The sequence below is a fragment of the Methylobacterium sp. EM32 genome (assembly GCF_040593685.1).
Taxonomy (GTDB): domain Bacteria; phylum Pseudomonadota; class Alphaproteobacteria; order Rhizobiales; family Beijerinckiaceae; genus Methylobacterium.
The window spans coordinates 56,295-69,202 of record NZ_JBEXZS010000079.1 but is presented as its reverse complement, the minus strand read 5'-3'; the positions used below and the strand labels follow the sequence as shown (position 1 = coordinate 69,202).

Below are 12,908 nucleotides of genomic sequence, written 5' to 3'. Positions count from 1 at the left end.
GTGCTGCGCGAGATGATTGGTTTTGCCGCGCAGCGTTTGATGGAACTGGAGGTCGCCGGCCTGACCGGTGCCGCCCACGGCGAGAAGAACCCGGACAGACTGGCCCAGCGCAACAGCTTGCCCCGGACTTGATCCGGGGGCTATCGCGACCGGGACTGGCAGACGCGGGCCGGCAACGTCGAGCTGCGCATCCCGAAGCTGAGGACGGGGAGCTACTTCCCCAGTTTCATGGAGCCGTCCTGCATGACCGAGAAGGCGCTCACGGCGGTGATCCAGGAGGCCTACATCCAGGGCATCTCGACCCGGGCGGTCGATAACCTAGTTCAGGCGATGGGCGGGACGGGGATCTCCAAGAGCCAGGTCAGCCACCTGTGCCAGGAGATCGACGAGCGGGTGAACGCCTTCCTGGAGCGGCCGATCGAGGGCGAGTGGCCCTATCTCTGGATCGACGCCACTTACGTGAAAGTGCGTCAGGAACACCGCATCGTCTCGGTGGCCGTCATCGTGGCGATGGGCGTCAACGCGGATGGCCGGCGCGAGGTGCTGGAACTCGACATCGGCCTGTCCGAAGCCGAAACCTTCTGGACCGAGTTCCTGCGCACGCTGGCCCGACGCGGCCTGCGCGGAGTCAAGCTGGTGATCTCGGACGCGCATGAGGGCATCAAGGCTTCGGTCGCCAAGGTGATGACCGCCTCCTGGCAGCGCGGTGCCGGGTGCACTTCATGCGCAACGTCCTGGCCCATGCCGGCCGTTCGGGCCGGCGCGTCGTCGCGGCCTTCATCGCCACCGCCTTCGCCCAGGACGACGCCGAGGCGGCCCGTCAGCAATGGCGGCGGGTGGCCGATCCGCTCCGCCCCAAGGTCCCAAAGTTGGCAGCCCTGATGGACACGGGGGAGACCGGTGTCCTGGCCTACATGGGCTTCCCGGCGGCGCAACGGGCCAAGCTGCACTCGACCAACCCGTTGGGGCGCCTCAACGGCGAGATCAAGCGGCGCACCGAGGTCGTCGGTATCTTCCCCAACGAGCGTGCGATCCGACGCTTGGTCGGCGCGATCCTGTTGGAGCAGAACGACGAGTGGGCAGTTCAGCGCTGCCAATACATGACCCTGGAAAGCGTCGCCCCTATCGGCGATGATCCCCTCGTCAGCCTGCCAAACCTCGCAGTCCGACCAGTCCGGCCCGGCCGGTCATCGTGGTGGACCACACGCAGCTACACCACTCCCTGGGACACGATCGTCGATTTTCAATCGACTGACACCTCAGCTCGACTTTGGCCAATCGCGCCCCGTTACCTGTGTAGGGCCTGCATCCGTGAGCCAGGATCCGTACGCGTCCTGCGTCCTATGGCGTCCAAAGGCAAAGCCGATTTGTTACGGTAACGAGGATGTTCCCCTGTGAGTGACTGCTTGGCAGGTCCGATAGGGACTTTCGCCATGTCCCATCAACGAGGCGAGAGTACAAAACTCCCTCGGCGCGTCCAGCCTCGCCGGAGGCGGCCGTCAACAGGCGCTGGCCGATTGGCTAACGTCGAGCTCAGAGCCTGTTTGAGTGGGCCGACCGTCTTGAAACCCTCGATGTCATCCTGGGGCCGTGCCGCGGAACCCGGGATCCATAACCGCGGACGGCGCTGGATGAAGCGGAACGCTGGTCGCCCTATCTTGAACTGTCAGCGGTTATGGATCCAGGGTTCTCGGCTTCGCCGAGCCCCGGGATGATGCAGAGAGATGTCTGCCTGTACGCAAATCGATCGGCGCAACCGCTCAAACAGGCTCTCAGCATGAGGTCGTGGGTGGGATAGAAAGCGTCTTCGCGGTGCCGCGCTCGCCCGTCAAGCAAGCTCCGCGAGGGATTATCCCTCAGATCTGGCCGGCAGCCCGATCCTCGCCCGCAACCCCCGTCCGCCGGCGCCCTCGTGGAGCGTCACGGTCCCGCCCAGGCGCGCGACGAAGGCCTGCACGATCGACAGGCCGAGGCCGCTACCGACGAGGTCGCCGGACCGTTCGAGCCGGTGGAAGCGCTCGAACACCCGCCCGCGCTGGTCCTCCGGGATGCCCGGCCCGTCATCCTCCACGTCGATGGTGCAGGCGGCGTCCGTGCGCGAAACCAGGACCCGGACGCTCCCGCCCGGGCGGTTGTAGCGGATCGCGTTGTCGATCAGGTTGCGCAGCACCTCCTCGACGAGGAACGGCTCGGCGAGAACCGTGACCGGCGCCTCCGGCCCGTCGAAGGACAGGGCGACGCGACGGCGCCGGGCGACCGGCACCAGGCCGAGGGCGGTGTCGCGGGCGAGCGCCACGATGTCCGTCTCCGCCGCCCCGCCCCGGCGCGCCCCGCCCTCCTCCAGCACCAGGAGGGTGAGGAGCTGGGCGATCAGCCGGTCGAGCCGGTCGACCGCCCCGTCGATGTCGGCGCGCGATGAGCGCCACTCCTCGCTCTCCGGCGGCTGCCGGTCGAGGAGGCGCAGGTGGGTCTTGAGGATCGCCACCGGGGTGCGCAGCTGGTGCGAGGCCTCCGCGGTGAAGCGGCGCAGCACCGTCATCGCGTGGTTGAGCTGGGACAGGAGCTCGTTCAGCGCCTCGACCAGCGGCAGGGCCTCCCGCGGCACCCCGGCGACGGGCACCGCCGGCACCGCGCCGGCGCCGTGGAAGCGGTGCTCGATCTCCCGGCGCAGATCGTCGAGGGGGGAGAGGCCCATGCGCACGGCGAACCAGATCAGCAGGCTGCCGACACCCGCGAGCGTCGCGCCGAGCGCCGTCAGCGCCAGCAGCATCCGCCGCGCCAGCCGGTCGCGGTCATGCGTCGTTTCGGCGACCTGGACGAGCGCGGCGTGCCGGGAGATGTAGACGGGCTTCAGCATCGCGCCGATGCGCACGCGCTGGTCGCGGAAGACCGCATTGCGAAAAACCAGCGTCTCGGGCGGCGGCATCCGCTCCGGCGGCGGCAGGTCGGGGTAGCCGGTTACGAAGGTCCGGCCGTCGGTGACGCTGTAGTAGATGTTGTCGCGCTGGGTGTTCGACAGGAGCCCGAAGGCCGCGGACGGCATATCGAGCACGACCTGATCCTCCTGCACCGACAGGCGCTCGGCGATGATCAGGACCGCGCCGGCTAAGCCCCGGTCGTAGGCGCTCGTGGCGAAGGCGCCGATGAACCAGGTGCCGCCGATCCCGAGCAGGACGGCGAGGGCCGCCATCGGCACCATCAGGAAGGCGGCGACGCGGATTCGGAGAGAGCGGGCCCTTCGCCTCACCGCCCCTCCTCGGGGGTGTTCGGCTCCATCAGGTAGCCGAGGCCGCGCATCGTGACGATCCGAGGGCCGGCGGGCCCGAGCTGGCGGCGCAGGCGCGCCACGTAGACCTCGATGGCGTTGGGCGAGATCTCCTCGTCGAGGCCGAACACCTCGGACACCAGGCGCTCCTTCGACACCGCGCGGCCGGCCCGGGTGATCAGCGATTCGAGGATCGCGAGCTCGCGCTTGCGCAGGGGGAGGGCGCGGCCGGCAAGCGTCGCCACCCGGCCGGCGCGGTCGAGCGCGAGGTCGCCGCAGGCCACGACCGGGTCGGGCTGGCCGCGCCCGCGCAGTACCAGGGCCCGCACCCGCGCCTCCAGCTCCGCCGGGTCGAAGGGTTTTGTCAGGTAGTCGTCCGCCCCGAGATCGAGCCCGGCGACCCGGTCGTCGATGCTCGCCCGCGCCGTCAGGATCATCACCGGCACGGTGTGACCCTCGCGCCGGATCTCGCGCAGCACCGCGAGGCCCGACCCGTCCGGCAGGCCGAGATCGAGCACGACGAGGGCGTAGGCCTCACCGCGCAGGAGCGGCAGCACCCCGGCCGCCCCCGCCTCGTGGTCGACCGCGAAGCCGCCGAGCCGCAAAGAGGCGACGAGGCCGCGGGCCAGAGCCTCGTCGTCCTCGACGATCAGGATCCGCATCGATGTCCCTCCCGGCGCATCGTAAGCCACTTCCCCTTTCCCGGACGACTGAAACGAAGTGGCAGGAGATCCGGGATCCAGCACAGGAAGTCGCGAAGCGTCCGCCTGTCTGCAACGGTGCAGCAGACAGAGCCGTTTCGCGGCACTTCTCCTGCTGGATCCCGGATCTCCTTCCGCTGACGCTGCAGTCGTCCGGGAAAGGGGGAGCGGCTCACGATGGACTGATCGTCGGTCAGAACGATGATCTCCACTACGAACGCGACCGTGTGGCAAAGCGATCGCGCGGTGCTCCGATGGAGGTGCACCCCGACCCGTCTCTACGGCAGCGCGGGCCACGACCGAAGCCCCCGGATTTCCGTTCGGTGTCCCGACCTTGTCAGGATGATGAAAGCTCGGACGGTTAACGTCCTCCTCGACGGGCGCGCAAGCAGACGCGCCGTTGTCGATGGGAGGATTGCATGAAGACGCGGCTCGCCGCCACGTTCGCCCTCATGATCGCGGGCGTCTCGGTCTCTTACGCACAGGGCGTTCCCCAGGGATACCCGGCCTCCTACAGCGAGGTCATCGAGGCCGCCCACAAGGAGGGCGCGCTCTCGATCTACGCCACCGCCGACGCCTCCGAGGTCTCGGACCTGCTCACCCAGTTCCGGGCGCTCTACCCGAAGCTGAAGGTCGAGTACGCCGACCAGAACTCGACCGAGCTCTACAGCCGCTACGTCGCCGAGGCCGCGGCCGGCGCCACCGCCGACTTCATCTGGTCCTCGGCGATGGACCTGCAGATCAAGCTCGTCAACGACGGCTACGCGCTGACCTATGCCTCGCCGGAGAAGGGCGCGCTGCCCGACTGGGCGAAGTGGAAGGACCAGGCCTACGGCACCACCGCCGAGCCGATCGTCTTCGCCTATAACAGCCGCCTCGTGCCCGAGGCCGACGTGCCGCGCGACCACGCCGCTTTCGCCAAGCTGCTGACCCAGAAGAAGGACGCCTACAAGGGCAAGGTCACGTCCTACGATCCCGAGCGCTCCGGCGTCGGCTTCCTCTACGTCACGCAGGACGTGCAGGTCAGCGCCCCGGCGACCTGGGAGACGGTCAAGGCGATGGGCCAGGCCGGCGCCAAGTTCTACACCTCGACCGGTGCGATGATGGAGCGCGTGGTCTCGGGCGAGCACACGCTGGCCTATAACATGATCGGCTCCTACGTCCTCCAGCGCAACCGCAAGGACCCGACCCTCGCCTACGTCCTGCCCAAGGACTACACGCTGGTGATGTCGCGCATCGCCTTCGTCTCGGCCAAGGCCAAGAACCCGAACGCGGCCAAGCTCTTCCTCGACTTCATGCTGTCGAAGGCGGCCCAGGTCGAGCTCGCCAAGAAGGCGATGACCTCGGTGCGCACCGACCTCCAGGACACGCACGGCATCACCAGCCTGCCGGGCGCCCGCGACGTCACCCTGCGGCCGATCCGGGTCGGGCCCGAGCTCTTGACCCAGCTCGACCAGATCACCCGGCTGCGCTTCATCAAGCAGTGGCAGAAGACGCTCGCCGCGAACTGACGATCGAACAGCCCCCCGAGCCGAGACTTCGATGTCCAAGCCGTTCCGCATCGCGATCATCCTCGCGACCACATTGATGATCCTCGGCCCGGTGGGGCTGGTGGTCTATCAGAGCTTCCTCAGCGGCCCGTTCTTCCAGCCGTCGAGCCACCTCACCCTGCAGGCCTACGAGTTCGTCCTCTTCGAGGAGGAGGATTTTCGCGAGGCCTTCGTCAACTCGGCGATCATCGCGACGGGCATGACCCTGATCGCGGTGCCGCTGGGCTGCATCATGGCGTTCCTGCTGGTCCGCACCGACCTGCCGGGGCGCCGCTTCATCGAGCCGCTGGTGCTCGTGCCGATGTTCGTGTCCTCGGTGGTGCTCGCCTTCGGCTTCGTCGTGGCGCTGGGGCCCGTCGGCATCGTCAGCGTCTGGGTGAAGGGCCTGATCGGCACCATCCCCTGGTACCTGTACTCGAAGACCGCGCTCATCGTGATCGCCGGGCTCACTCACGTGCCCCACGTCTTCCTCTACGCGTCCTCGGCCCTGCGCTCGCTCGGCTCGGACGTGGAGGAGGCGGCGCGCACCTCGGGCGCCGGCCCGTTGCGGGTGGCGCTCACCGTCAGCCTGCCGATGATCATGCCGAGCATCCTCTACGCGACGGTGCTGGTGTTCTTCCTCGGCTTCGAGCTGTTCGGCCTGCCCTTGGTGCTCGGCGATCCCGAGCGGATCCTGGTGCTCGCCACCTACCTCTACAAGCTCACGAACAAGCTCGGCGTCCCCTCCTACGACCTGATGGCGGTGGTGGTGGTGGCGATCATCTTCGTGACGCTGCCGCTGGTCTACACCCAGAGGAAGCTGCTCGCCGCCGCCAACCGCTACGTCGCGGTCAAGGGCAAGGCGAGCGCCCAGAAGCCGCTCGCCATCGGCCCCTGGCGCTGGCCGGCCGCCGCGCTGATCGTCGTCTGGCTCGGCTTCACGGTGGTGATCCCGGTCTCGGCTTTGGTGCTGCGCTCGTTCCTCTCGACCTGGGGCGAGGGCGTGGCGATCTGGCCGAACCTGACGCTCAACCACTTCCGCGAGCTGATGCACTACCCGAACCTGGTGCGGGGCATCGTCAACACCCTGCTCATCGCCTCGGTCGGCGGCGCGCTCTCGGTCTGCTTCTACGCCCTCGTCAACCTGGCGCTCCACCGCTGGCGCTCGCGCTGGACCAGCCTGATGGACTACCTGGTGCTGGTGCCGCGCGCCATGCCGGGCCTGATCGCGGGTCTGGCGATGTTCTGGGTGTTCCTGTTCACCCCGGCGCTCCAGCCCCTGCGCCAGACCCTGTTCAGCCTCTGGCTCGCCTACACCCTGGTGTGGCTCGCCTACGGAATGCGGCTCGTCAGCGCCTCGCTGCTCCAGATCGGTCCGGAACTCGAGGAGGCCGGCCGGGTCGTCGGGGCCCGCCCGGCGCAGGTCAGCCGCGACGTCACCCTGCCGCTGATCAAGGCCGGCCTGATCGGCTCCTGGGTGCTGATCTTCGTGACCTTCATCCGCGAGTACTCCACCGGCGTCTACCTGCTCAGCCCCGGTACCGAGGTCATCGGCTCGCTCCTGGTCTCGCTCTGGGGCACCGGCGCCGTCGATCTCGTCACCGCCCTCTCCACCGTCAACCTCGCCCTCATCCTCCTCGGTCTCGGGCTGATGTACGCCCTCGGGAACAAGCGTCATGCCTAAGCTCACCATCGACGACCTGCACCTGCGCTACGGCTCGGTCGAGATCCTCAAGGGCATCGACGCCAAATTCGAGGAAGGCTCCGTGGTCTGCCTCCTCGGGCGCTCGGGCAGCGGCAAGACCACGCTGCTGCGCTCGATCGCCGGCCTGGAGGAGCCCTATCGCGGCGCCATCCGCATCGACGGCCGCCCGGTCTTCGACGCCGGCAGCAGCATCAACCTGCCGCCCGAGAAGCGCGACCTCGGCTTCGTGTTCCAGTCCTACGCGCTCTGGCCGCACAAGACGGTGTTCGAGAACGTCGCCTACGGGTTGCGCCTGCGCGGCCAGTCGAAGGCGGAACTGCAACCGCGGGTCCAGGCGGCCCTCGACGGCGTCGGCCTCGGTCAGCTCGGCGAGCGCTACCCCTCGCAGCTCTCGGGCGGCCAGCAGCAGCGCGTCGCCATCGCCCGCGCCCTCGTCTACGAGCCGCCGGTGATCCTCCTCGACGAGCCGCTGTCGAACCTCGACGCCAAGCTGCGCGAGGAGGCGCGAATCTGGATCCGGGCGCTGATCAAGCGGCGCGGCATCACCGCGGTCTTCGTCACCCACGACCAGGCCGAGGCCCTCGCCATCGCCGATCAGGTCGTGCTCCTCGACGGCGGCCGCCTCGTCCAGTCCGGCACGCCGGAGGATCTCTACGAGCGGCCCGAGACCCTGTTCGCCTCGGAGTTCATGGGCACCAACAACACCCTGGCGGTGTCCCTGCGCGAGCGCCGCGAGGGCCGGGCGCTGGTCGAGCTCGGCGGCCAGCCGCTCTGGGGCGTCGACCGGGCCGGCAGCGCCGGGGCGAAGGCCGGCGAGGCGGCCAAGGGCGTGATCCGGATCGAGGCGGTGCGCATCGCCGACGGCCCGGGCGAGAACCGGGTGCCGGCGGAGTACGAGACCTCGATCTATCTCGGCAACCAGTTCGAGCACCTCTTCCGCTGCGGCGACCAGACCATCCGCCTCGTCTCCGACCGGCGGACCGGCCCGGGCCAGCACTGGCTCGAATGCCCGGCGGAGCGGCTGTGGGTGTTCTGAGGCGGGGTTCAGCTTCGACGTAATCGCGAAAATATTGTGGCGCGGGATCCCCTCTCGCGTGTGGGAGAGGGGTAGGGGTGAGGGTGGCGCGCTTCAGGATAGATCTGAACTGTCACGCTGCCAGCACCACGCTCAGCGCTTTACACGGAAGCGTGCCACCCTCGCCCCCGGCCCCTCTCCCACTCGGGAGAGGGGAGACCCCGTGCCTATTCTCATCACCAAGCAATCTCGCCGGCAGGGAGCAATCCAGATGCCGGCCTTTGCTGTTTGTGTGTCGCGTTGTTGCAACACACGCGTGCCAATTTTTCCGGAAACGCAGCGGAAAAGGATTGCGGAAACGCTACGCTTGCCCTACTCCCCTTGCGTCGCCTTCGATCAAGACTGGCGATCTTCTCCGATCATGTTGCTCCATGACGCAACTCCGGTCCGCCGCGCGGCGGGGCGTAAGTCGTGCGCCCGGGGCGCGTCGGTCGGGCCGAGACAAGCGCAAGCGCCGGACGACCGGCCGATTTCCCAAACGGGGGGCATCATGAAGACCGTCACCAGGATCCTGCTCGCCTCGGCCGCCGGGCTCGCGGTCGTGCCGGTGGCGCACGCCGCCGACCTGCCGGCCCGGAAGGCCGCGCCGGTCGAGTACGTCCGGGTGTGCTCGGCCTTCGGCGCTGGCTTCTTCTACATCCCCGGCACCGATACCTGCCTGCGGGTCTCCGGCCGCGCCCGGTTCGAGTACGGCTACCAGGGCTCCTACAGCCGCTCGGGCACCGCCGGCGATTACAGCGGCTACCGCAGCATCGGCCGCCTCAACCTCGACGCCCGCACGCAGACCGCCTACGGCACGTTGCGCGCCTTCGTGCGCTTCGAGATGTCCTCGCGCACCGGCATCCCGACCCTGCATTCCGGCACGCAGAACCGCATCGCCAACGCCTTCCCGGCCTTCGGCGTCGACACGTTCGGCCGCGCGCAGACCGTCGTCAACGCCGACAAGGCGTTCATCCAGTTCGCCGGCTTCACCGCGGGCCGCGCCGCCTCGTTCTACGACTTCTACGCCCACGACTTCGAGTTCATCGCCTCGACGATGAGCTCCGACATCGCCTCGACGAACCTCGCGGCCTACACGGCGACCTTCGGCCAGGGCTTCTCGGCGACGCTCTCGGTCGAGGATTCGATCGCCCGCAAGACCCCGATCTACGCCCCCACGAGCACCGCCGGCTTCCCGGGATCGGTCGCGCTGTCGCCGATCTTTCTCGGGTACAACGCCGCCGGCCTGCCGACCGGCATCGGCACCGTCGACGTGATCCAGCGCAGCCGGATGCCGGATTTCGTCGGCGCGCTGCGCTACGACGGCGGCTGGGGCTCGGCCCAGGTCTCGGCGGCCGTGCACGAACTCAACACCGGCAACCCCGTCCTCGGCAGCTTCACCGGCGCCAATCTCGGGGCCGCCCTCAGCGACGCCAACAAGCGCACCTTGAGCCGCACCGCGACGGAGTACGGCTGGGCGGTCCAGGGCGGCGTGAAGATCAACCTGCCGTTCATCGCCGCCGGCGACACCCTGTACCTCCAGGGCGCCTACGGCGAGGGCGCCAACATGTATACCGGCGTGACCTCCTACATGGGGTCCTACAGCGCCAGCGCCTCGTCGATCCAGGGCTCGGCCTTCAGCCAGTTCTTCAGCGACGCGACGCTCAACCCCTTCACCAACCGGCTCGAACTCTCGACCAGCTTCTCGGCGGTGGCCTCGCTGCTGCACTACTGGACGCCGGAACTGCGCTCGGCCGTGTTCGGCTCCTACGGCGAGGTCAGCTTCGCGCGCGGCGCCCGCGCCGCGCAGGGCGCCTATTTCGGCCTGACCGGCACCGGCCCGGGCACCCCCGGCACGCGGTTCTTCACCCTGAGCCAGACCCTGCGCGACAGCTACCGCTTCGTCGTCGGCGGCAGCCTGATCTGGTCGCCGGTCAAGGAGCTCGATATCGGCGCCGAGGCCATCTACACCCGCTACGGCGTGCAGAACGGGCGCGTGCTCGATCTCAGCCGCTACCCGGGCCAGAACGCGGCCTTCGTGAACAACCTCGCGAACCCGGTCGTCACGACCGGCAGCGTCGACGCGTTCCAGGTGCGGGCGCGGGTGCAGCGCGACTTCTAGCGCATCGTCCGGTTGCCGCTCCGGCGGGCGTTGACACTCCGCCAGAGCTGTCAGACCTTGAGGCACGGATTGGGCGCCCGCGCCCGGGACCGTGCCCCCGCGGGGGCGCGCGCCGCCGCCGAGGGACGATGCGAGCCACCGAGACCCTGAGAGCAATCCTGGCGCGCCGCGAGGCGGTCAGCGTGCCGGGTGCCGCCAACGCCCTGTTCGCCCGCGTGATCGAGGATCTCGGCTTCGAGGCGGTCTACGTGACCGGGGCCGGGGTCGCGAACATGCATCTCGGCGCGCCCGATATCGGGCTCACCACCGTCACCGAGGTCGCGAGCGCGGTGGCGGCGATCGCCGACGCCGTCAGCCTGCCGATCATCGTCGACGCCGATACCGGCTTCGGCAACGCCGTCAACGTGGTGCGCACGGTGCGTCTGCTCGAGCGGGCGGGTGCCGCCGGCCTCCAGCTCGAGGACCAGGTCTTTCCGAAAAAGTGCGGCCACTTCACCGGCAAGGACGTCATCCCGGCCGGCGAGATGGTGCAGAAGGTCAAGGCCGCGGTCGATGCGCGCCGCGACGGCGCGCTCCAGATCATCGCCCGCACCGACGCTCGCGCGGTGGAGGACCTCGATCGGGCGATCGAGCGGGCGCACGCTTATATCGAGGCCGGGGCCGACGCGACCTTCGTCGAGGCGCCGGTCTCGGCCGAGGAACTGGCGCGCATCGCCCGCGACCTGCCGGTGCCGCAGGTCGCCAACATCGTGTTCGGCGGCCGCACCCCCGATCCGGGGCGCGAGCGGCTGGCCGGGATGGGCTTCTCGATCGTGCTCTACGCCAACGCGGCGTTGCAGGCCGCCCTCAAGGCCTCGTTCGACGTGCTCGGCGCGCTAAAGCGCGACGGCTCGCTCGGCAACGTCGCCGACCGCCTCGCCTCGTTCGAGGAGCGCCAGCGGGCGGTCGACAAGGAGGCGTGGGACGCCCGCGAGGTGCGATACCGGGGTGGTTGAGGCGTCCTCACGCCCGATGAAAGAACCGCCGGTCGAGCCACAGCAGAAGGCCGTTGGCCGACACCGCCACGATCACCAGCATCAGGATCACGGCGGTCGTCTGCTTCACGTTGTGCAGGCTGATCCCGTTCACGATCAGGAAGCCGAGCCCCTTCTGCGAGGCGAACATCTCGCCGACGAGGACGCCGAGCAGGGTGAGCGAGAAGCCGACCCGCAAGCCCGTGACGATCTCGGGCAGCACCGCCGGGGCCAGCACCGTGCGGATCGTCTCGGCCTGGCCGAGGCGCATGGCGCGGGCGGTGCGGATCAGCACCGGGTTGATGCCCTTGACCGCCGTCAGGGTGAACAGGATGATCGGGATCACGCCGTGGATCACCCCGAACGCCACCTTGGCGCCGAGCCCGAGGCCGAAGACCAGCAGGATCACGGGGTAGAGCGTGACCTTCGGGATCGAGTACAGCCCGGCCAGGATCGGCTCGGCGACCTCGCCGGCGAAGCGGCGTAGCCCCAAGATCAGCCCGAGCCCGATGCCGAGCGCGGCCGAGATCACGAGCGCCGCCGCGAAGGCGGTGAGCGTCGCCGTGGCGTGCGACCAGAATCCCGCGGTGGCGGCGAGCCCTGAGAGGTGCCGCAGGGCGGCGAGCGGCGAGGCGATCGCCGCGTCGCCGGCGTAGGCGTGCAGCGCCTGCCAGAGGCCGACGAGGACCACGATCGTCACGGCCCCGTCGAGGAATCCGGAGCGGCGCGGGACGGCAGCGAGGGGAGCGGCGGCGCTCATGAGCGGATGCGCCGGCGCATCAGGCGGCCCTCCCAGGCGTGCAGGGTCATGTTGAGGCCCGTCACCACGACGAGCACGAACAGCATCAGCGCGTACATCGCGCGGTTCTCGAAGCCGTCATAGGCGTAGGCGATGGCGTGGCCGAGCCCGGCATCGGCGAGGATGAACTCGCCCGCGATGATGCCGATGAAGGCGTAGGCGAGGGCCAGCTTCACGCCGGTGAGGAGGTAGGGCAGGGCGCTCGGCATCGTTACGTGGGCGAGGGTCGCGAGCCGCCCGAGCCGGTGGGCGCAGGCGGTGCGCATCAGCACCCGCGGTACCCGATCGAGCCCGTTGAGGGTCGAGAGGATCATCGCCGGCACCCCGAACGCCATGCCGAGCACGATCAGCGGCACGCTGTTGAGGCCGAAGATGGCGACGAAAAGCGGATAGAAGACGAAGGTCGGGATCGAGTAGTAGGAGGCGAGCAGCGGGTCGAGGCCGCGCCGCAGCCGCGGCAGGGCGTGGATCGCGACGCCAAGCGAGAACCCGATCGCCACGGAGAGCAGGAGCGCGATTCCCACCGTCGAGAAGGTGCGGGCGATATCGCCAAGGATCTCGCCCGAAGCGAGCATGCCCCAGAGCGTCGCGATCATCTCGCTCGGCGGGATCAGGGTCAGCGGGTTGACGAGGTGCAGGCGGCAGACCGCCTCGAGCAGCAGCACGAAGCCGGCGATCCAGCCGATCCGGGTCAGGGTGATCGCGCGCTCCCGCGTCATC

The 12,908-nt window shown here is 69.1% G+C and carries 9 protein-coding genes and 1 pseudogene; 6 read left to right on the top strand and 4 right to left on the bottom strand.

Features of this window, described 5'->3' with window-relative positions; translation table 11 throughout:
- Positions 1 to 1,163 (top strand): annotated as a pseudogene (locus ABZT49_RS11900) (IS256 family transposase); the annotation flags it as partial.
- A gap of 686 nt (positions 1,164 to 1,849) precedes the next feature.
- On the opposite strand, the gene ABZT49_RS11895 reads toward ABZT49_RS11900, so the two are convergent.
- Complete coding sequence (locus ABZT49_RS11895; RefSeq protein WP_355286278.1) at positions 1,850 to 3,247, bottom strand: sensor histidine kinase; 1,398 nt, start codon at positions 3,245 to 3,247, stop codon at positions 1,850 to 1,852.
- Positions 3,244 to 3,927, bottom strand: coding sequence for a response regulator (locus tag ABZT49_RS11890; RefSeq protein WP_355286277.1), 684 nt, complete (start codon positions 3,925 to 3,927; stop codon positions 3,244 to 3,246). The genes ABZT49_RS11895 and ABZT49_RS11890 overlap by 4 nt, the downstream gene beginning before the upstream one ends.
- A 458-nt stretch (positions 3,928 to 4,385) precedes the next feature.
- Between ABZT49_RS11890 and ABZT49_RS11885 the strand changes: the two genes are divergently transcribed.
- The 5 genes from ABZT49_RS11885 to ABZT49_RS11865 all read left to right on the top strand — a co-directional run bounded on the left by ABZT49_RS11885 (position 4,386) and on the right by ABZT49_RS11865 (position 11,371).
- On the top strand, positions 4,386 to 5,477 hold the full coding sequence (locus ABZT49_RS11885) for an ABC transporter substrate-binding protein (protein ID WP_355286276.1): 1,092 nt from the start codon (positions 4,386 to 4,388) through the stop codon (positions 5,475 to 5,477).
- Positions 5,478 to 5,508: 31 nt separating this feature from the next.
- Complete coding sequence (locus ABZT49_RS11880) at positions 5,509 to 7,179, top strand: iron ABC transporter permease (protein WP_355286275.1); 1,671 nt, start codon at positions 5,509 to 5,511, stop codon at positions 7,177 to 7,179.
- A complete protein-coding gene (locus ABZT49_RS11875; RefSeq protein WP_355286274.1) occupies positions 7,172 to 8,236 on the top strand; it encodes an ABC transporter ATP-binding protein in 1,065 nt (354 codons plus the stop codon). Before ABZT49_RS11880 ends, ABZT49_RS11875 begins: the two co-directional genes overlap by 8 nt.
- 529 nt (positions 8,237 to 8,765) lie before the next feature.
- Positions 8,766 to 10,376 (top strand): porin, encoded by a 1,611-nt coding sequence (locus ABZT49_RS11870; protein WP_355286273.1) that lies wholly within the window; start codon positions 8,766 to 8,768, stop codon positions 10,374 to 10,376.
- A gap of 128 nt (positions 10,377 to 10,504) precedes the next feature.
- Positions 10,505 to 11,371 carry an isocitrate lyase/phosphoenolpyruvate mutase family protein gene (locus tag ABZT49_RS11865; protein ID WP_355286272.1) on the top strand — a complete coding sequence of 289 codons (867 nt, stop codon included), beginning with the start codon at positions 10,505 to 10,507 and terminating at the stop codon, positions 11,369 to 11,371.
- 7 nt (positions 11,372 to 11,378) lie between these two features.
- Here the strand turns inward: ABZT49_RS11865 and ABZT49_RS11860 are convergent, their stop codons facing one another.
- On the bottom strand, positions 11,379 to 12,149 hold the full coding sequence (locus ABZT49_RS11860) for an ABC transporter permease subunit (protein ID WP_355286271.1): 771 nt from the start codon (positions 12,147 to 12,149) through the stop codon (positions 11,379 to 11,381).
- On the bottom strand, positions 12,146 to 12,907 hold the full coding sequence (locus tag ABZT49_RS11855; RefSeq protein ID WP_355286270.1) for an ABC transporter permease subunit: 762 nt from the start codon (positions 12,905 to 12,907) through the stop codon (positions 12,146 to 12,148). Before ABZT49_RS11855 ends, ABZT49_RS11860 begins: the two co-directional genes overlap by 4 nt.
- Between the last annotated feature and the right edge of the window lies 1 nt (position 12,908).

Bases quoted from the DNA above. Each gene is read 5' to 3' on its own strand.
- ABZT49_RS11875 (WP_355286274.1), top strand. From the start codon at position 7,172: ATGCCTAAGCTCACCATCGACGACCTGCACCTGCGCTACGGCTCGGTC.
- ABZT49_RS11870 (WP_355286273.1), top strand. From the start codon at position 8,766: ATGAAGACCGTCACCAGGATCCTGCTCGCCTCGGCCGCCGGGCTCGCG.
- ABZT49_RS11880 (WP_355286275.1), top strand. From the start codon at position 5,509: ATGTCCAAGCCGTTCCGCATCGCGATCATCCTCGCGACCACATTGATG.
- ABZT49_RS11855 (WP_355286270.1), bottom strand. From the start codon at position 12,907: ATGACGCGGGAGCGCGCGATCACCCTGACCCGGATCGGCTGGATCGCC.
- ABZT49_RS11860 (WP_355286271.1), bottom strand. From the start codon at position 12,149: ATGAGCGCCGCCGCTCCCCTCGCTGCCGTCCCGCGCCGCTCCGGATTC.
- ABZT49_RS11890 (WP_355286277.1), bottom strand. From the start codon at position 3,927: ATGCGGATCCTGATCGTCGAGGACGACGAGGCTCTGGCCCGCGGCCTC.
- ABZT49_RS11865 (WP_355286272.1), top strand. From the start codon at position 10,505: ATGCGAGCCACCGAGACCCTGAGAGCAATCCTGGCGCGCCGCGAGGCG.
- ABZT49_RS11885 (WP_355286276.1), top strand. From the start codon at position 4,386: ATGAAGACGCGGCTCGCCGCCACGTTCGCCCTCATGATCGCGGGCGTC.